The 18,723-nt window shown below is 37.5% G+C and carries 17 protein-coding genes; 11 read left to right on the forward strand and 6 right to left on the reverse strand.

Annotated features, from left to right (window positions below):
- Nucleotides 1–51 precede the first annotated feature (51 nt).
- The 3 genes from Q0W04_RS09255 to Q0W04_RS09265 form a co-directional block, all read right to left on the reverse strand.
- A complete protein-coding gene (locus Q0W04_RS09255) occupies nt 52–249 on the reverse strand; it encodes a hypothetical protein (protein WP_298502445.1) in 198 nt (65 codons plus the stop codon).
- A complete protein-coding gene (locus Q0W04_RS09260) occupies nt 221–589 on the reverse strand; it encodes a hypothetical protein (RefSeq protein WP_298502448.1) in 369 nt (122 codons plus the stop codon). The genes Q0W04_RS09255 and Q0W04_RS09260 overlap by 29 nt, the downstream gene beginning before the upstream one ends.
- A gap of 86 nt (nt 590–675) precedes the next feature.
- Nucleotides 676–1,503 carry a DUF4013 domain-containing protein gene (locus Q0W04_RS09265; protein WP_298502451.1) on the reverse strand — a complete coding sequence of 276 codons (828 nt, stop codon included), beginning with the start codon at nt 1,501–1,503 and terminating at the stop codon, nt 676–678.
- A 209-nt stretch (nt 1,504–1,712) separates the two neighbouring features.
- On the opposite strand from Q0W04_RS09265, the gene Q0W04_RS09270 reads away from it, so the two are divergent.
- The 4 genes from Q0W04_RS09270 to Q0W04_RS09285 all read left to right on the forward strand — a co-directional run bounded on the left by Q0W04_RS09270 (nt 1,713) and on the right by Q0W04_RS09285 (nt 8,257).
- A complete protein-coding gene (locus Q0W04_RS09270; RefSeq protein ID WP_298502454.1) occupies nt 1,713–2,417 on the forward strand; it encodes a hypothetical protein in 705 nt (234 codons plus the stop codon).
- 25 nt (nt 2,418–2,442) lie between these two features.
- Nucleotides 2,443–4,404, forward strand: a complete 1,962-nt coding sequence (locus Q0W04_RS09275; RefSeq protein WP_298502457.1) for a phage holin family protein — start codon at nt 2,443–2,445, stop codon at nt 4,402–4,404.
- A 445-nt stretch (nt 4,405–4,849) separates the two neighbouring features.
- Entirely contained in the window at nt 4,850–6,730 is a 1,881-nt protein-coding gene (gene lonB / locus Q0W04_RS09280; RefSeq protein ID WP_298502491.1) for an ATP-dependent protease LonB, read from the forward strand.
- Nucleotides 6,731–6,829: 99 nt separating this feature from the next.
- Entirely contained in the window at nt 6,830–8,257 is a 1,428-nt protein-coding gene (locus Q0W04_RS09285; RefSeq protein WP_298502460.1) for a Mur ligase family protein, read from the forward strand.
- Here the strand turns inward: Q0W04_RS09285 and Q0W04_RS09290 are convergent.
- The gene (locus Q0W04_RS09290) at nt 8,247–8,729 is read right to left on the reverse strand and encodes a hypothetical protein (RefSeq protein WP_298502462.1); all 483 of its coding nucleotides are present in this window, start codon (nt 8,727–8,729) and stop codon (nt 8,247–8,249) included. The genes Q0W04_RS09285 and Q0W04_RS09290 overlap by 11 nt on opposite strands.
- Entirely contained in the window at nt 8,719–9,621 is a 903-nt protein-coding gene (locus tag Q0W04_RS09295) for an ADP-ribosylglycohydrolase family protein (protein WP_298502465.1), read from the reverse strand. Before Q0W04_RS09295 ends, Q0W04_RS09290 begins: the two co-directional genes overlap by 11 nt.
- 80 nt (nt 9,622–9,701) lie before the next feature.
- Here Q0W04_RS09295 and Q0W04_RS09300 point away from each other — a divergent pair, with 80 nt between their 5' ends.
- Nucleotides 9,702–10,211 carry a GNAT family N-acetyltransferase gene (locus Q0W04_RS09300; protein ID WP_298502470.1) on the forward strand — a complete coding sequence of 170 codons (510 nt, stop codon included), beginning with the start codon at nt 9,702–9,704 and terminating at the stop codon, nt 10,209–10,211.
- A 29-nt stretch (nt 10,212–10,240) separates the two neighbouring features.
- The gene (locus tag Q0W04_RS09305; RefSeq protein ID WP_298502473.1) at nt 10,241–10,612 is read left to right on the forward strand and encodes a zinc ribbon domain-containing protein; all 372 of its coding nucleotides are present in this window, start codon (nt 10,241–10,243) and stop codon (nt 10,610–10,612) included.
- Nucleotides 10,613–10,629: 17 nt separating this feature from the next.
- Here Q0W04_RS09305 and Q0W04_RS09310 read toward each other — a convergent pair whose 3' ends face one another.
- Nucleotides 10,630–11,148 carry a hypothetical protein gene (locus Q0W04_RS09310; protein WP_298502476.1) on the reverse strand — a complete coding sequence of 173 codons (519 nt, stop codon included), beginning with the start codon at nt 11,146–11,148 and terminating at the stop codon, nt 10,630–10,632.
- 93 nt (nt 11,149–11,241) lie between these two features.
- On the opposite strand from Q0W04_RS09310, the gene Q0W04_RS09315 reads away from it, so the two are divergent.
- From Q0W04_RS09315 to Q0W04_RS09335, 5 genes are all read left to right on the forward strand, one after another.
- Nucleotides 11,242–12,144 (forward strand): ribose-phosphate diphosphokinase, encoded by a 903-nt coding sequence (locus Q0W04_RS09315; protein WP_298502479.1) that lies wholly within the window; start codon nt 11,242–11,244, stop codon nt 12,142–12,144.
- 1 nt (nt 12,145) lies between these two features.
- Complete coding sequence (locus Q0W04_RS09320) at nt 12,146–12,436, forward strand: hypothetical protein (protein WP_298502482.1); 291 nt, start codon at nt 12,146–12,148, stop codon at nt 12,434–12,436.
- Nucleotides 12,437–12,441: 5 nt separating this feature from the next.
- On the forward strand, nt 12,442–14,406 hold the full coding sequence (uvrB, locus tag Q0W04_RS09325; protein WP_298502485.1) for an excinuclease ABC subunit UvrB: 1,965 nt from the start codon (nt 12,442–12,444) through the stop codon (nt 14,404–14,406).
- Between the two features lie 156 nt (nt 14,407–14,562).
- Nucleotides 14,563–17,448 carry an excinuclease ABC subunit UvrA gene (uvrA, locus tag Q0W04_RS09330; protein WP_298502494.1) on the forward strand — a complete coding sequence of 962 codons (2,886 nt, stop codon included), beginning with the start codon at nt 14,563–14,565 and terminating at the stop codon, nt 17,446–17,448.
- Nucleotides 17,449–17,672: 224 nt separating this feature from the next.
- A partial coding sequence (locus tag Q0W04_RS09335) for a DUF2193 family protein (protein WP_298502488.1) occupies nt 17,673–18,723 on the forward strand: 1,051 nt, incomplete at its 3' end.

Raw genomic sequence — 18,723 nt, forward strand, 5'->3', positions numbered from 1 at the left:
TGGAAATGTTTTGACGAAACAATATGCATGGCCTAAGAATCTCCAGCTTCTTTAAAGCCGGAGAGGTTCAATCTTATTTGATGTATTATATATGCAATGGTTTTGATGGATGGTTTTAATCCCTCCCCTTTGGGAAGGGAGGTTTGGTTTTGTTAAAAACTGCCAGCGTGTTTTGATGACATATGGAGGATTTTGGCAGTTCTTTACATTAAGTTTTTGTTCAGTTTCCGGCTTCAATGTGATTTTCATTGCATTCAGCTATTTTAACAACGTTTCCTAATATTTCTCCGAATATGTGGATGCCAGGGTTACTTCCTTCATAGGTTGCTGAAGTCATTCCAAGTGTCATTGATCCAGCACTGCATCCTCCAAATGCGCCACATAAGGCATCACTGATTATTAAACTTGCAGCGAGTGTTGCTCTGTCATAGTTTATGTCAAATTTGTGTTCTATGATGAGTCCTGCACTGATGGCTCCTATTCCTGCACCTACTGCCATACATACTGCAAAGCCTGCAACAGGATTTGCTGTAATGATTCCTGCGGCAATGCCTGCGCCGATATAACCAATTGATTGGGTTATCATCATTGAATCATTTAAAAAACTATTTTTTCAACAATGAAAAGGTTTTACAGACAATATTTTAAAAAAAGAAAAAGTTATAGCTTAAAATATTAAGCTATATCGGAATATAATAACCCAACAGCTCTTTGAGCAAAGAATATTAAGTATGGAGTTATTATAATTGAAAGGATTGATAAAATAGGCAAAAAGCCAGTGATAAATGAAAAAATCATCTCGATAACTGCAACAATTATTATAACCAATAGGATTACAATTATTGTCTTACTTATACCAATTCTCATTATGTCTTTTGCAGCTTCAAAAACATTTAAAGCTTCGGTTAAACTGCCAGTATTTGCCAATCTTGCTTCAGCCATTGTTTGAAGGAATAAAAAGATTACAAATACAACTATAGCAACAGTAACTGTGGCAACTAATGACATCATCAAACTGGCAATTGCCTGAGCTAAGCCCTCAGATATAAAAGCTACTGTATTTCCCAGATATATATTAATCATCTGGAGATATGCTTCTTGAGTAACTGCCATAACGTTTCCATAAACATTTGTAATATATCCTGCAACTACAACAATAAAAGCAGGAATTATAAAGTAAACTATTGAAACGATAAAATTATCAAAACCTATAATAAAATTTTGCCACCAATCAAACTCAGGAACTTCATCATCAAGTTCAATTCCTGATTTGATGACACTAACCAAATAACCTGACAATACCCATCCAATTAACATTGAAAGAATTACTGCCATTCCACCCCACATGAAAAGTTCGGGGTTGATAACTCCCAGTACATATGCTGCTGTTCCTCCAACAAAAAATATTCCTGCCACTATTGCCAGCAGCTCATAGATTAATAACATTTTTACATTTTTTGATGGAAACTCAAAAGCATCTTTAATTATTTCTATTGCATCCATATTAACACCATTTAACTTGTTTTATTAGATTCTCCTTTAAAGGATATTAATAATTTATTAAAAATGTAATATTTAAAGTTGTTTAAATATATAGATAATTTATTTAATTTTTATATGCTAGTAACTACAATCTTTAATTATACTTATTATAAATCGGCAAAATGCTGGTTCGAAAATGATTACTTACTAAAATAATGAAGGTATGAACAATGGATAACAAAAAAATTATAATTATAATTGCAGTAATACTTTTAATCATTATTGCTGGTGTTGTTCTGGTAATACTAACTTCACAAAATTATGACAGAATTGATATAACACCAAATGGAACAACCATAGAAGTTCCGGCCAATCAAACGGATTATGATGGAAGTGTTGAGGGTGCCAAAATATGGAATTGGAACAATGGTGTATTGGTTACATACAACAGTCATGAGGATTCAAATTTTATCAAAGTGGGTGAAATGGGATTCAATACTCTGACGGATATAATAAAAAAGGGTGAAAAGCAAGATATTGATGGTTTTACCTGTTATGTGATAAATGCTGATGAATTATTTGAAATTAAGATATTTGACATCGTTAAAGTAAATTATAACGGTAAATTTTATTGCATTCCTTTAGCTAATGAAACTACTGGCGACAATATCATAATCTGCTGCAACAACAAGGACATTGCGGTTCACATGGCCAAATCAGTTGAATATAAAAATGTTTATCCTGTCAATAAGGATTTGGGGGATGTCATTTCCAACGTGGAAAACGTGACTGGAGATTTGTGGTCCATATCAAATGATTATGCAAACAATACCAATTTAAGTAAAATTAGTTCTACGGTGCAGGAAGAAACCGGAATTAATTTGGATAATGCTAAATCTACAATAGAGCAATATACCGGAAAATTGCCTATTTAATGCTAAAACAGTAACTGTGATTGCCATGGAAATAATTAAGCAAAAACAAATCCCAAAAAGAAGTTTAAAAAGAAGTTTGATTGTATTTATTGGAAATGTCCTAGGAATATATCTGATAAGTTTTTTAGGATTGGGGGTCAAAGTCGACCAATTTGATGACATATTGTTTTTAGTATTATTCATCAGTTTTTTTAATACAATACTCTGGCCTATTTTAACAAGAATAACTATGCCTTTTTTAGTTTTAACATTCGGTATGGGAACATTAATATTAAACGGGCTCCTGCTTCAGTTTTTCGCACCTTTATTTGATATAGAAATTAATGGGGCAGCTATGATTCTCGTTCCATTGGCCATGGCTGCCGTTACAACTGTACTGTCCTCATTAATAACAATTGAGGATGACAGTTCATATTACCGGGCTGTTTTAAGAGATGCAGAAAAGAAAAGAAAAACTGAAATTAAAGACTATCCTGGAGTAATAATTGTTGAAATTGACGGGCTTGCCCATGAGGTATTATGTGAAGCAGTCGAAAGGGGGGATATGCCGACAGTCAAGGAAATGATTGACAGTGGCGATTACAGTCTTAGAATGTGGGAAACTGACCTTTCTTCCCAAACCGGTGCAAGTCAGGCTGGAATTCTTCATGGAAATAATGAGGGTATTGTTGCATTCAGATGGATTGAAAAAAGCAATGGCAATCAGATGATGCAATGTTCAGGAATCAGTAAAGTGCCTGAATTAGAAAAGAGAATTTCAGACGGAAACGGATTGCTTGTTGATAATGGAGCAAGCAGATCAAATTTATTTTCAGGAGATACTGACAATGTGATATTTACATTCAGTAAGATTATGGAATTTAAAAAGTTATACAATAAGGCATGGTATTCAGTATTTTCCAATCCAAGCAATTTCGCAAGGATAATTGCTTTGTTTCTTGCAGATATTGTACGTGAAATATGGTCACAAATAATCCATTCAGTAAAAAACATCCGGCCAAGAATCAAACGTGGAATAGTATATATTCCGACAAGAGCCGCTACAAATGTGTTCATGAGAGAAATCAACACTTCAACATTAATTGGGGACATGATGGTTGGAGATATTGACGTTGCATACTCAACATACTTGGGTTATGATGAAATAGCACACCACTCCGGAGTCAGGGACAAAGACGCATGGTATGCATTAAGGGAAATGGACAAGCAAATCAAGCATTTAACCGATGCAAACAAATACTGTCCAAGGGATTACCAGTTTGTAATCCAATCAGACCATGGTCAGACTAACGGCGCCACATTCACCCAAAGATACGGCGAAACATTTGAAGATTTTGTAAAATCATTGCTTCCAGAAGACATGGAAGTCTTTGCAAAACTGAGTTCTGATGAAGACCACTTTGCAGGATCTTCTCCATTTTCAAGAGACAAGAGAAAAATAAAAAAAGAAGAAAAGGAACAAGAAGAATTAAGCGACTCTGAAGTCATTGTATTGGCTTCAGGTAATCTTGCAATGATTTATCTCACACAGTGGAGCCAAAGACTGACATATGAGCAACTCAATGAATACTTCCCAGAACTGATACCGGGCATTGTAAATAACGAGTATGTAGGTTTCATTTTGGTCAAATCTCTAGAACACGGCGATTTGGCTATCGGCAAAAATGGAACTTATTACCTGGACAGCGGTGAGATTGAAGGTGAAAACCCTCTTGAAGGATTTGGAAACAACATTGTAAGACATCTAAAAAGAACCAGTTCATTCGAACATACTCCGGATATTCTGGTAAACAGTTTTTATGATGAAGATGCAGATGAGGTATGTGCTTTTGAAGAACTGGTTGGAAGTCATGGCGGAGCCGGTGGAGACCAATCCAAACCGTTCATACTGTACCCTTCAAGTTGGAATGTTGGTGATGAAGAAATCATTGGTGCTGAAAACATTTATAAGCTGTTAAAAGAGAATTTGGCAGAATTAAAGAAATGATGTTGTTTAAATGCAACTGCAGTAAAGTTAAAATTGGATTGATATTGTCCTATTTTTTATACTGTCGGAATTTGCCAAGTACTTTTGAGCTTTTCATTTCAACGAAATGGTTCTAATTATGTTCATGGTGTATCTATAGTTTCAGTTCCTGCTTGGAAGTAATTTATCAGTTTAGTTTTAAAAATCAGATGCATTATCCTAAATTTAATTTAAAAAATTGGGGTCTGTTTTTTTAGTAACCTTAATTTACTAAAATAGAAACCTTTTTATATGGCCTAAATTAAATAAATATTTAAATAGTATATGAAACTTAATCTTTTAATGATAAATTTATTTAGAGAAGTGAGGTTATTTTATGAAATTTGAAGAAAACGAATCAGTGGAAGATTCTTCACAAGATGTGGTTCTTGAACCGGAAGTAAGTTCTGGTGAAGAGACTAAACATATGTTAGATTATGATAACATAAAAAGCTCACAAGATATAGATGTTCCACCTTTATTGATTGATCAGGTCATTGGACATGAAGAATCCATTGAAACAATTAAAAAGGCAGCAAAACAAAGAAGGAATGTTTTACTCATTGGAGATCCAGGTGTAGGTAAATCAATGCTTGCAAAAGGTATGGCACAAATACTGCCTCATGAAACCTTGCAGGATGTATTGGTCTATCCGAATATGGAAGACAACAACCATCCGTTGGTAAGGACCGTTCCTGCAGGTGAAGGTAAAAAGATAGTAAAAGCCACAAGGGGATCTGCAAAAGGTCATGAAGAGAGAAAAACAATAATTACAATGTTTGCCATAGGTGGAGTTTTAGTAATCGGATTCATGTACGGCAGATTATTAGAATCTATTATTGCGGCCGCTTTAATTTTACTTATCTCAATCCAAATCAAACCTAAAAATAATGCTATGTCTCCAAAACTATTGGTCAACAATGAAGAATCAAGATTTGCTCCATTTATGGATGCAACAGGTGCTCATGCAGGCGCATTGCTTGGAGATGTTCGCCACGACCCATACCAATCAGGTGGTCTTGGTACTCCTGCACATGAACGTGTAGAAGCAGGTATGATTCACAAGGCTAATCGTGGAGTTTTATACATTGACGAAATCGGTACAATGAGCATGAAAACCCAACAGGAATTGTTGTCTGCAATGCAGGAAAAGCAATATGCAATCACCGGTCAGAGTGAAAACTCAAGTGGTGCAATGGTAAGGTCCCAGGCAGTACCGTGTGACTTTGTGCTTGTGGCATCAGGAAACCTTCAGGTATTGGAAGGAATGCACATTGCAATGAGGTCAAGAATCAGAGGATACGGTTATGAAGTATTCATGAAGGACTACATGGATGATACAACTGAAAACAGGGAAAAACTGGTCCAGTTTGTAGCTCAGGAAGTTAAAAATGATGGAAGGATTCCGCACTTTGCACCTGATGCATTGGATGAAATCATCATGGAAGCAAAAAGAAGATCAGGCAAACAGAACGCCTTGACCTTAAGATTAAGGGATTTGGGTGGACTTGTCAGATCTGCTGGTGATGTAGCTATTGAAAAAGGTGAAAATCTGGTAACTGCAGCACATGTTGTTGAAGCTAAAAAATTCGCAAGGACTTTAGAACAGCAAATAGCTGACAGATCAATCATTCAAAGAAAAGACTACAGTATGGTATCTGCTGAAGGTGGAAGAGTCGGTCTTGTAAACGGTCTTGCAGTAATTGGGGATAGAAGTGGAATTGTTTCACCAATCGCCGCTGAAGCTGCTCCGACACAATCCAAAAACGGTGGTCAAATCATTGCTACTGGCAAATTGGGTGAAATCGCACGGGAATCCGTTCAAAATGTAAGTGCATTAATCAAAAAATACACAAACAAGGACATTTCCGATTATGATATTCACGTTCAGTTTATCCAGACTTACGACGGTGTTGAAGGTGATTCAGCCAGTGTAAGTATTGCAACTGCTGTAATATCTGCTGTTGAAGATATTCCAATCGATCAGACCGTAGCATTGACAGGTTCACTGAATGTCCGTGGAGATGTAATGCCTATCGGTGGAGCGACAGCCAAAATCGAAGCTGCGGCAGAAGCTGGAATGAAAAAAGTATTGATTCCGAAATCAAACTTAAAAGATGTTATGATTGAGAAGAAATACGAAGAGATGATTGAAATCATTCCAACCGAAACCTTGAGTGATGTTTTGGAAAACATTTTAATCAGCGGTTCCAAAAAGGACAAGCTCATTGAAAAAATGAAAAACATCGGTTCAAAAGTTGCCGAAAAAGTTCCACAAACAACAATTAATAATCCAACTACCAACTAGTTGGGTTAATTTTTATTCTTTTTTTATTTTAAACTATTTTTTGCATTAATTTCTTTTAAACAATAATTTTTTATAGTATTTGTTAATAATATATTAACCATGGTTGGAACTGTTAAATTTAATATTGCAAAAATATCTGGAAAAGTTGCATGTCAACTTGCTAAATACGGCCCTGGAAGTGGAGGAACATACCCTGGGCATGTCTTTACAAAAATAGGTGGTCAGGAATCTATTGCCAGACTTGCTTCCGGTTTGAAAATCGGTTCAGTTTTGATAACCGGAACCAATGGTAAGACAACCACAACTACTCTTCTGATAAAACTGATGTCAAAGGATATTCAGATTAGAAGAAGCTATGAAAACAATATTTTAAATTCAATTGCTACAGCTCTTTTAAGTCAAAAGGGTGATTTGGGAATATTTGAATATGGAATTCGTGATTTGGCTCATGGAATTCCTGATACTGTTCAAAGACTGATTAATCCTATCGGTGTTGTCTACACAACAATCTCTCAGGAACATACTCAGGTTGCAGGTGTTAGAAATCCTTTCGAAGACTACTATAAGGCCAAGAAATTGCTTTCACTGGGCATGAAAAGGGGAGTTGTCGTAACCAATTGTGACGATCCGAGAACTGCATTGATAGGTCTTGATAAGCAAAAAGATGTAACGGTCAACTATTACGGTATAGAAACTGATATAATTGAAGACATTGGTGACAATACCATAGAATGTCCGAAATGCGGCAAGCAACTTGATTATTCTCATTTTTATTTGAACCACAGGGGAGTTTATACCTGTGAATGTGGATTCAAACGCCCTGAGGCAAATGTAAAACTGACTGATGTTGAATTTGGTTCAGCTTCATGGGATTTAACCATTGAAGGGGATTTGTTCAACTATACTGCATCCAGAAATATTAAATTTAACCTAAAGCTTACAGTACCTCCATTCGGTTTTCACAACATTTACAATACATTGGCTTCAATAACTGCCTATGCAACATTCACTCCGAAAGTTGAAAACATTGAAACCACAATCAAAGATGTGTTCAACAACCTTGACATGTCCTTCATTCCGCCTGGAAGGTTTGAAGTGGTTGACATCGGAGGAAAATTCGTTGGTTTGGGTCAGGGAGACAATGGTGATGCGCTTAAAATCAATGCAATGTTCATGAAGCAGTTTGTAAAAGACGAACCGCTGGAGTTTATCTATACGACTCCTGATGAAAATGAGGAGGAAATCTTTGAAGACCACTATGAAGTTGTAAAAAGCATGAATCCTGCCCATGTTATTGTGGTTCCAGGAAGACAATCCATAAAAAAGGCAGAGGAATATTACAATATAATAAAACAGGATTTCCCTGATGCCGAGTTTTATCCGTTAAGTTATGATGAGATGAATGTCAGAATTGAAAAGTTAAATGAGCTTGCAAGAAATTCAGAATATGAATATGTCATCATGACAGGTTGCGGTGAAGAGCAGGCGATGTGGGAAGAAATCAAAAAGAAAATGATTAATAGATAATTTTCTTATCTATTATCTCACTTATTTTTTTAAAGAAGTCTAATTCGGACGGTTTAATTTCCTTAAATGAAGCATCAATGCTACAGCCACACAAATCGCAGCTTCCAATGATGAATTCGTTTGAATCTTTTTTTAGAAGAATTCCGAAAACCCTTTCCTTTTCATTGGCATATTCGTCAAATTCTTCCTGTGTGAGTTTCAAATTGAAATCTTGATAGGAATAGATGTCGCATTCATTTATTACTGGGATGAAAGCATACATTCCGAAGTTTAGAAATACATTTTTGTGTTTTAAAATTTTTAGAATCTTTTCTTCAAAAGAATCATCTTTTTTGATGTCAAATTGGTCAAGTTCGTCAATGTTGTTTGAGCCCATGAAGTAATCATCGTGAATTACTGTAGCCACCAAATCTGGGTCTACATAATTATCACAGGAAGCCCTAATATTTTTAATGGTTTCTTCAATTCTCATCAAATAATGCCTCGTATTTTTCACATAATGAGATTACCTTTTCAATGTATTCGATTGTGTTGACCCAATCTATAGGTATTTCATCAAAACCATAATAAATTCCTGCAAGTCCTCCGCAAATGGCTGCTGTAGTATCGCTATCTCCACCCAAATTCACAGCTTTCAGGACTGCATCCCTGTAGTTGTCGGTTGTCTTCAAACAGAAGATTGTACTTTCAAGTGAGTCGATTACATATCCTCCACTTCTTATCTCACCTGTCCAGTCATCGTCAAAGATTCTTTGGAAATGTTCAATTTCCTCATTTTCTTTATAATATTCTTTTATTTTATCGCAGGAATTTTTAATATGCTCGTCAATTGTCAAATCGTTTTTAATCATTGATTTTGCAATTTCAATGTATAGTACGCAGGCTATTTTTGATCTGTAATGGGCGTGTGTAAGTCCTGAAACGTTTTCGACAGTTTCATAATCGATATCGGGAATAAAAGCAAGAGGCAGGATTCTCATTAGAGATCCGTTTCCGTTGTCTCTTGGCTGGCTGCCTCCACATTTTATGGCCTCTTCGCCATTAAGATATCTTACCAAACCGTTACGTGTTGTATTTCCAATATCAAAAGTATCGTGCTGGCTGTATTTGCCGTTTTGCCACCATTGGATGAACTCTTTCATTATGTCATCATAATCCACAGTTTGTTTATTTACAATGCTTGACATTGTAGCTATTGCCATTGAAGAGTCATCGGACCATGTTCCTGCAGGCTTATTGTAGGTACCGTATTCTCTCATGCCAATAACGGGGTCGGCTTCAAGTTCTTCTCTTGAGTAAAACTCTACAGGAACCCCTAAAGCATCCCCGACAATTAAACCAATCATTCCATCTTTAACTTTCATGATTAATAATATGATTGTTAATGTTATTAATAATGTATGTTGAAAAGTTATTTTAATGAATTCGAACATAATGTTTAGCAATGATTTTCAAAACAGAAAACCTTACCTTAAGGCCCTGGAGGGATTCGGATGCCGAATGTTTATATCATTTTGCAAAAAATCCGAATATTGGTCCGATAGCGGGATGGCCGCCTCATGAAAGTGTTGAAGACAGTTTGAATATTATAAAAACTGTTTTTTCCAAAAGGGAAACTTATGCAATCGTCAGGTATGATATTCCTATAGGATGTGTTGGGCTTCTGTTTCATCCGGATACCAATCACTGGTGGGGTGACGGCTCAGCCGAGCTTGGCTATTGGGTGGCTGAAGAGTTCTGGGGAAACGGATATGCCGTTGAAGCATCTGAGGTTTTAGTCAAAAGGGCATTTGATGAGTTGGGCGTAAAGCAAATCTATGCATCATACAGAGTTGAAAACAGCCAATCAAAAAGAGTTTTGGAAAAATTGGGCTTTAAATATTACTCCGAACTTACCAATGAAAATTATAGGAATGAATTTTTCAAAGAAATAGCAATGATTTTGGAAAAATAATTTATATCATAAGATATTAACTTTAATCCATGGTAAGAATTTGTAAAAAATGTGGATTTCAAAATCAGGACGACTATGATTATTGTGCCAAATGCGGCACTCCACTTGTTGAAGGACTAAAGCAAAAGCAGGTCTATGTATATCATGCAAAACAGCAGTCTGAAATCAACAGAAAAGCCATTATTTTATCATATATTGTAACTATTTTTCTCTCATGGAGCGGATTTGTAGTAAGTTTATTTGCAAAAAATTCAGCTCTTGCCACATTCACGTTTTTCGGATTTTTCATGCCGTTTTATCTGGTGCAGTCAAAACACCCTACAATCAAAAGGCATGGTATAATTCAAATGTTCATCTCATTGGTTGGTGTTGCACTCTCATTTTATGTGATGTTACGATAAAAAAAGAAAAAGGGAAATTAAACGAAATGGAATTGGATATTTCCCATTAATGTTTGTATTGGAATTTGCAATATGTTTATGTTTGCATTGCTCATTGCAGTTCCAAGTGCATCTCCTCTTGACATTGTTCCCTGAACATTACCGCTGCCGGCATAACCGTTGTATGCGTCATTTGCACGTGTATTGTCTATAATGTCTGAACCGAAAATGGCTTCCGCAGCATCATTGTTGACTCCGATGATTACATGCGGGGAGTAATGGTATGTGTATTCCATAATGTCCTTTGCAGCGCCATACGGATTGTCAGGATCAATCATGTGAATATTGTGCAATGTTTCTCCGTTTGCATTGTATGAACTTCCAGGATAAACCCATTCAAAACCACCTAGCATACTAAATGAGGCCGCCATATCAACACCAGGGGTTCCTTCTTCAGCATCTTCAGCAATTATTAAAACTGGACTTACAGCTGTTGATGCCAAAGCCGCAACAATTATTAAAACAATTACTATAAGAACGGCAGTTAATTTTTTCATGATTAGATTTTATAGTCAATTATTATATTAATACTTAACTTTTTTAATTATCAAAGACATATATAATTTTAATATAATTTTATTGGTGATATTGTGATTATTGGTGGTTCAGCTTCTCAAGATTTGGCAGCACATGTGGCACGTGAACTTGGCGAAGAATTATGTTATGTTGAAACTAAAAAGTTTCCAGATGGTGAAAGATATTTAAGAATCAATGGTGAAATTTCAGACGAAGTTACAGTTATTCAATCCACAGGTTATCCTCAGGATGAAAATCTGATGGAATTATTATTTATTATAGCTAATCTTAAGGATTTGGGTGCTAAAAAGGTTCGTGCAGTTGTTCCATATATGGGATATGCAAGACAGGAAAAACGTTTCAATCCCGGTGAGACAATTTCCGCTAAAATCATCTGCGAATTGATTCAGGCAGCCGGTGCAGATGAGTTCATTACATTCAATATCCACGAGGAATGTGTCCTTAACTTCTTTGACATTCCCGCAAGAAACATCTCAGCAATGCCTGCGATTGCGGAATTTTTAGATAAGACAAGTGAAGATAATCTATTGGTTATTGCTCCGGATAAGGGAGCATATGGGTTTGCTCAGGAAATCTCCGAAATCATTGGATGTGACTGTACCTATTTAACCAAAGTCAGGTTGGGTCCCGATAAGGTGGAAACCAAAATCGTGGATGTAAGATGTGACAGTGAAAGTGAAAATACAGTTAATGTTGATTCCGTTAAAGGTAAGCATGCAATAATCATTGATGATATTATTGCAACTGGCGGAACAATCGTAAATGCAATAAACATTTTAAAACAATACGGAGCTTCATCAATTGACGTTTGCTGTGTACATCCGATTCTAACCAATAACGGTGCAACAAGAATATATTCTGCAGGTGCACAAAAAATAATCGGTACAAACAGTTTGTCTTCAGACACTTCACGTGTATCTCTTGCAAAATCCATTGCAGATGCTTTGAGGGATTAGAATGGATAAGGAACAGCTTAAAAAGGAAATGACAGACAAATCAAATGAGATTCTTCAAAAGTATTCTGAAATGGACGTCATGGAAACCGTATCCGTAATGAATATGGCTACCAAAACAGTGTTTTTAGGTTCTCTTAAGGTCTATAATACTGAAGTCCTTCCAAACATCATAAGAGATCTGGAAAAGGAACTGAAAGGCTATGGGGAACTTGTCATAAGGGATCAGAGGGTCACTCCGTGCTGTTCTCCAAGTTACATGCACGTTAGTTTTAATATCACAATCACAAATTAGGTATCATGAAGGAATTCAAGTTAAAGTCACCCTACAAACCATTGGGCGATCAACCAAAAGCCATTAACTCTCTGGCCGAGGGTATAAAAAAGGGAATAAAGGAACAGACTCTTTTGGGAGTAACAGGTTCTGGAAAGACATTTACAATGGCTAATGTCATTGAAAAGGTTCAAAAACCCACTCTGGTCATCTCCCACAACAAGACTTTGGCGGCACAGCTGTATGAGGAGTTCAAGGAATTTTTCCCGGACAATGCTGTAGAGTATTTTGTCAGCTATTATGACTATTATCAGCCGGAGGCTTATGTTCCCCGAACAGACACATTCATCGATAAGGAGGCTTCAATCAATGATGATATTGACATGATGAGGCACTCCGCAACACAGTCACTGTTATCAAGGGATGATGTCATCGTTGTAAGCAGTGTCAGCTGCATTTACGGTATCGGTTCGCCTGAAGATTACGGTGAATTTGCCTTCGGAATTGCAGTCGGAGACATTTATGACAGATCTGAAATTCTTAAAAGACTTGTTTTCATGCAGTATGAGCGAAATGACATTGAATTTGACAGAGGTCATTTCAGAGTAAGGGGCGATGTAATAGAAATAAACCCTGTTCATGGAACACCTCCGATAAGAATTGAACTTTTCGGCGATGAAATCGATGCAATCAGCATTATCGACAAGATTACCGGCAAAAAGCAGGAATCTCTTCAAAGATACATGATTTTCCCTGCAAAGCACTTTGTGGTTGGTCAGGACAAGATGGATACCGCTATTGCAAATATCTCTCAGGAGCTTGATGAGAGATTGAATGAACTTAATCTGACCGGAAAATTATTGGAAGCCCAAAGACTTGAGCAGAGAACCCGTTTTGATATAGAGATGCTTAGGGAGATGGGATACTGTCCGGGTGTAGAAAACTATTCAATGCATCTTTCAGGGCGTCAATGGGGAGAAAAACCATACTCACTTTTAAAGTACTTCCCGGATGATTTTTTAACAATCATTGACGAGTCCCACGTTACAGTTCCTCAAATCAGGGGAATGTATAATGGTGACCGTGCACGTAAGGAAACCCTGGTTGAATATGGGTTCAGACTGCCTTCAGCTAAGGAAAACAGGCCTTTAAGATTTGATGAATTTGAATCATCAGTCAATCAGGTCATTTACGTATCCGCAACACCTGCCCAATATGAGCTTGCAAAATCAAGAAATGTTGTAGAGCAAATCATCAGACCTACAGGTCTGGTTGACCCTGAAGTTATAATACGTCCGGTAACAGGTCAGGTTGAAGATCTCCTTGAGGAAGTGAGGGCAACAGCGGAAAAAGACGAAAGGGTTCTTGTTACCACACTCACCAAAAGGATGGCTGAGGATTTAACTGACTATTATGCAAGGATAGGCGTTAAGGTAAGGTACATGCACTCCGAAATCGACACTCTTGAGAGAATTGACATTGTGGATGATTTGAGACGGGGCAAATTTGATGTGCTTGTTGGTGTTAATCTGCTTCGTGAAGGCCTTGATTTGCCTGAAGTGTCACTGGTAGCCATTCTTGATGCCGATAAGGAAGGGTTTTTAAGAAATGAAACCTCTCTCATTCAGACCATAGGGCGTGCGGCAAGAAACGTTAACGGCCGTGTAATAATGTATGTGGATGACATGACTGATTCCGTTCAAAATGCATATGACATTACGCTTAAAAGACGTAAACTCCAGATGAAATACAATGAGGTTCATGGTATCACTCCAAAATCCACTCAGAGAACCCTTAAAGAGAAACTTGCAGAAGAGGATGAAAAATACAAGGGTATCGGTACTGATATTACTAAAATGCCTAAGGATGAACTTCGTTTGCTTATTAAGGATTTGGAAAGGGACATGAAGGATGCCGCTGCAAGACTTGACTTTGAAAGGGCTGCAGATTTAAGAAATAAGCTCTATGCATTGAAAGGATTTGATAAATAGCTTCTTTTTTTGTGTTTTTTTCATACAGTCGCACTTCAAAAACCATTAAGGATTATTTTTTACAAAATTTTTTTATAAAATATTATTTGTCAAATGCTCTCTCTCAAATACTATATAAATGATTTTGTTCTAATATAATATAACTAAATTAAGGAGATAACTATGGAGTCTAAAAAACAGATTGTCATCAAGGGTGCACGTGAGCACAATCTACAGAATATTGATGTAAGTGTCCCCCGTGATGAATTTATTGTAATTACTGGTCTTAGTGGTTCAGGTAAGTCTTCACTGGCGTTTGATACAATATATGCTGAAGGACAGCGTAGATATGTTGAATCACTTTCTGCCTATGCAAGACAGTTTTTGGGTCAGATGAAAAAGCCTGAAATGGAATCAATTGAAGGATTGTCTCCGGCAATTTCAATAGACCAAAAAACCACAAGGGAAAATCCGAGATCAACAGTAGGAACAATTACCGAAATATACGATTATTTAAGATTATTATATGCAAGAATTGGAATTCCGCACTGCCCTAACTGTGGAAGGGAAGTTTCACAGCAAACAATCGGCCAGATTGGTGATGCAATCATCGAAGAGGGTGAAGGAATCAAAATACAAATCCTCTCACCAATTGTTCGTGACAAGAAAGGCCAATTCAAGGATGTTTTGGATGATTTGAGAAACAAAGGGTTTGTCCGTGCACGCATTGACGGCGAGATAAGGGATTTGGATGAGGATATTGAACTTGCCAAAACCTACCGCCACAATATCGACGTTGTTGTTGACAGGCTTAAAATCAGACATGACGTTGACTTTAAAAGGAGACTGGTGGACTCTCTTGAAACCGCTTCCGAGTTTTCAGAAGGTCTCATCACAGTTCTGTTTGATGACGGCGAGGAATATGAAAAAAAATACTCAGAGCACTTTGCATGTGTTGACTGCGGAATCAACTTCGAAGAGCTGACTCCGAGGATGTTTTCATTCAACGCACCTCAGGGAGCATGTCCTGAATGTAACGGTATAGGTTCCAAAATGGAGATTGACCCTGATTTAATCGTTCCCGATAAGACTTTAACCTTAAACGAAGGGGCCATAGCTCCATGGTCAAAGTCATCAAAAAGGGAAAACTATTATTATCAAATGCTTGAGGCAGTCTCAAAACACTTCAATTTCAGTATGGATGTGCCGTTCAATGAACTGGATAAGGAATATCAAAATACAATCCTTTACGGATGCAATGACAAGATTCCATTTACATTTAAGAGAAGAAACAAGTCATACATGGTAAACCGTAAGTTTGAAGGCGTCATTCCAAGGATGGAGAGATTATACATTGAAACCAAGTCAAACTATTCAAGAAAATACCTGTCAAAATTCATGAGCGACAGGAAATGTCATGTCTGTGATGGAAAAAGGCTAAGGCCTGAAGTGCTGGCGGTAACCGTTGGAGGCAAATCAATCATTGACGTGTGTGATTTGGCCATTAAGGATTCATATCAGTTCTTCCAGGATTTGGAACTTACTGAAAGGGAAAATTTCATTGCAAGGGAAGTTTTAAAAGAAATCAAGGAACGTTTAAGCTTTTTGGTTGAAGTGGGGCTTGATTATCTGTCAATGTCAAGGTCTTCCGGTACATTGTCCGGTGGTGAAGCTCAAAGAATCCGTTTGGCAACACAGATTGGTTCGGGTCTTGTCGGTGTTCTCTACATTTTGGACGAACCTAGTATAGGACTTCACCAAAGGGATAACATCAAACTCATTGAAGCTCTTAAAAGGCTTAAGGATTTGGGAAATACCTTGGTTGTCGTTGAGCATGACGAGGAAACAATACTTTCTGCAGACCATGTTGTAGACATCGGTCCGGGTGCCGGTGAGCATGGAGGTAAGGTTGTAGCTCAGGGAACACCTCTTGATATCATGTCAAATCCGGATTCAATTACCGGTCAGTACATATCAAGACTTAAAAAGATTGACATTCCAAAAGAACGCCGAAAGGGCAATGGTCTGTTTATCCAGATAAAGGGTGCAGCTCAAAACAACCTCAAACACATTGATGTTGAAATTCCGTTGGGCAAGTTTACCTGCGTTACCGGTGTCAGCGGTTCTGGAAAAAGCAGTCTGATTAATGAAATCCTCTACAAGGGAGCCAAAGGCCAGCTTTCCAACAAATTCACTTTTGCAGGTAAATACGATAAGATTGAAGGGCTTGAAAACATTGACAAGGTAATTGCAATTGACCAAAAACCTATCGGAAGAACCCCAAGGTCCAACCCTGCAACATATACAGGTGTATTTACAGACATCAGGGACCTGTTTGCAAACACTCCGGAGTCAAAGGCAAGAGGATACAAACCGGGAAGGTTTTCATTCAACGTTAAGGGCGGAAGATGTGAAGCATGTTCTGGAGACGGTATTGTGCAAATAGAAATGCACTTTTTGGCTGATGTCTATGTGCCTTGTGAAGTTTGCGGCGGAAAGAGATACAATGAGGAGACCCTGGATATCAGATACAAGGGCAAAAACATCTATGAGGTTCTTGAGATGACTGTCGAAGAGGCACTGGAGTTCTTTGAAAACATTCCAAAAATTACCAAAAAGCTTCAGACACTCTACGACGTGGGACTTGGCTATATGAAAATCGGCCAGCCTGCAACAACACTCTCCGGTGGTGAAGCCCAAAGAATCAAGCTTGCCAAGGAACTTTCAAGGACAAGTACAGGCAAAACTTTGTATATATTGGATGAACCGACTACAGGTCTTCACTTTGCAGATATCAAAAGGCTTTTGGAAGTGCTTGCCAGATTGACTGATTCAGGTAATTCCGTTGTTGTAATCGAGCATAATTTGGATGTTATCAAAACCGCAGACCACATTATTGATTTGGGTCCCGATGGCGGTGACGGAGGTGGCGAGGTAATAGCTACCGGAACACCTGAAGAGATAGCCAAAGCCGGAACATATACAGGAGAGTTTTTAGAGCGAATGCTTGATGAAAACATAACTCCTTATGCAAAAGAATTGGTTCAGGATATAGGAAAATAATTCTTTCTTATATCAATTCCTTATTTTTTTATTTTTAATTTTACTTAATTATTTAGCTTTTTTAAAATTATCTAAACATTCATTATATGAAATTCTGTTTTTTCTGGAAATTTTTAACTAAATTTAAATATCATTTCAAATAACTTATAATCATTGGAATTAGTAAAGTATATATACCATCAATTATACTTTTCCTAATACAATTATCATTTCAGGTGATAGCGATGAGAGAGTTATATGAAAAAATGATTAACGAATCAATGGCTGCTCAAAAGGCAGACATTGCAGTTATATCCGAAAACAGATACAATGACTTTAAAATAGCTGATGCAAAACCATATGCTGACGCTGTGGCAAACATGACTGCACTTGACAACCAGGCTGAATCCGTAATCAACCTGCACAAGGACTCTGTCAAAAACCATTTTGAAATATTGTCTTCCATTACAGACACTTTAAAATGTGAGGATGATCCGTTCATCGAACACTTCCAAACCCCTCCGGTATTGGAAATCCTTTGTGAAGAGGACGGTGAATTTGCTGACAGTGTAGACAAATTCATTCAGGCAATTGCAGATAATGAAGCAATCGTTGCCAAGGAATCCATTAGAAGATATGGTGGATTTTACGGACCTACCTGTGTGGTTGACTTTGCTTTGATGCCTGGAAGTACAAGTAATGTGGTAAACCAGATATTGCAGAAAACAGACATTCCGGTAGCTCACAAGCAGGCAATCCTGTCCGCCAAATCATGGGGTATGAACACATCCTACGGTATAGGGGATGCATTTGCAAATGCAATCGAAGCCGGCGCAACTGCTAGTGAAGCAACAGAAAAGGAAATCGCAACCCTTCAAAACATCTACAAAAACCCTATTGAAGCACAGGGAGAGCTGATGGATGATGCTGACCACACATCATTTGATGTAAGGGATTACATGAACAAATACAAAAAGGCAATGACAGCCACCGTCAAAGCGGCAATGGATGATGGCGTGCACTACGGAAACATTGTAACCGTACCTGCTTACTGTGTTGGGGATATCGGACACCACATCGGTCAGTCAACCTACAACATGTGCAAGGATGATGTGACATTGGCAATTGTTCAGGCAACAGCTGAAGTAATCGGTTCAACTTTAACATCCAACCTCGATAATTACAAATCAGAATTTGATGTGTTGAAATTGGCTACAGGTTCATCTGCATGTGCAACTGAATTTATATTGGAACTTGACGGATTTAACGCACCGATGGTTGTAGATCTGTTTTCAA

Source organism: uncultured Methanobrevibacter sp. (assembly GCF_947170395.1).
Classification (GTDB): Archaea; Methanobacteriota; Methanobacteria; order Methanobacteriales; family Methanobacteriaceae; genus Methanocatella.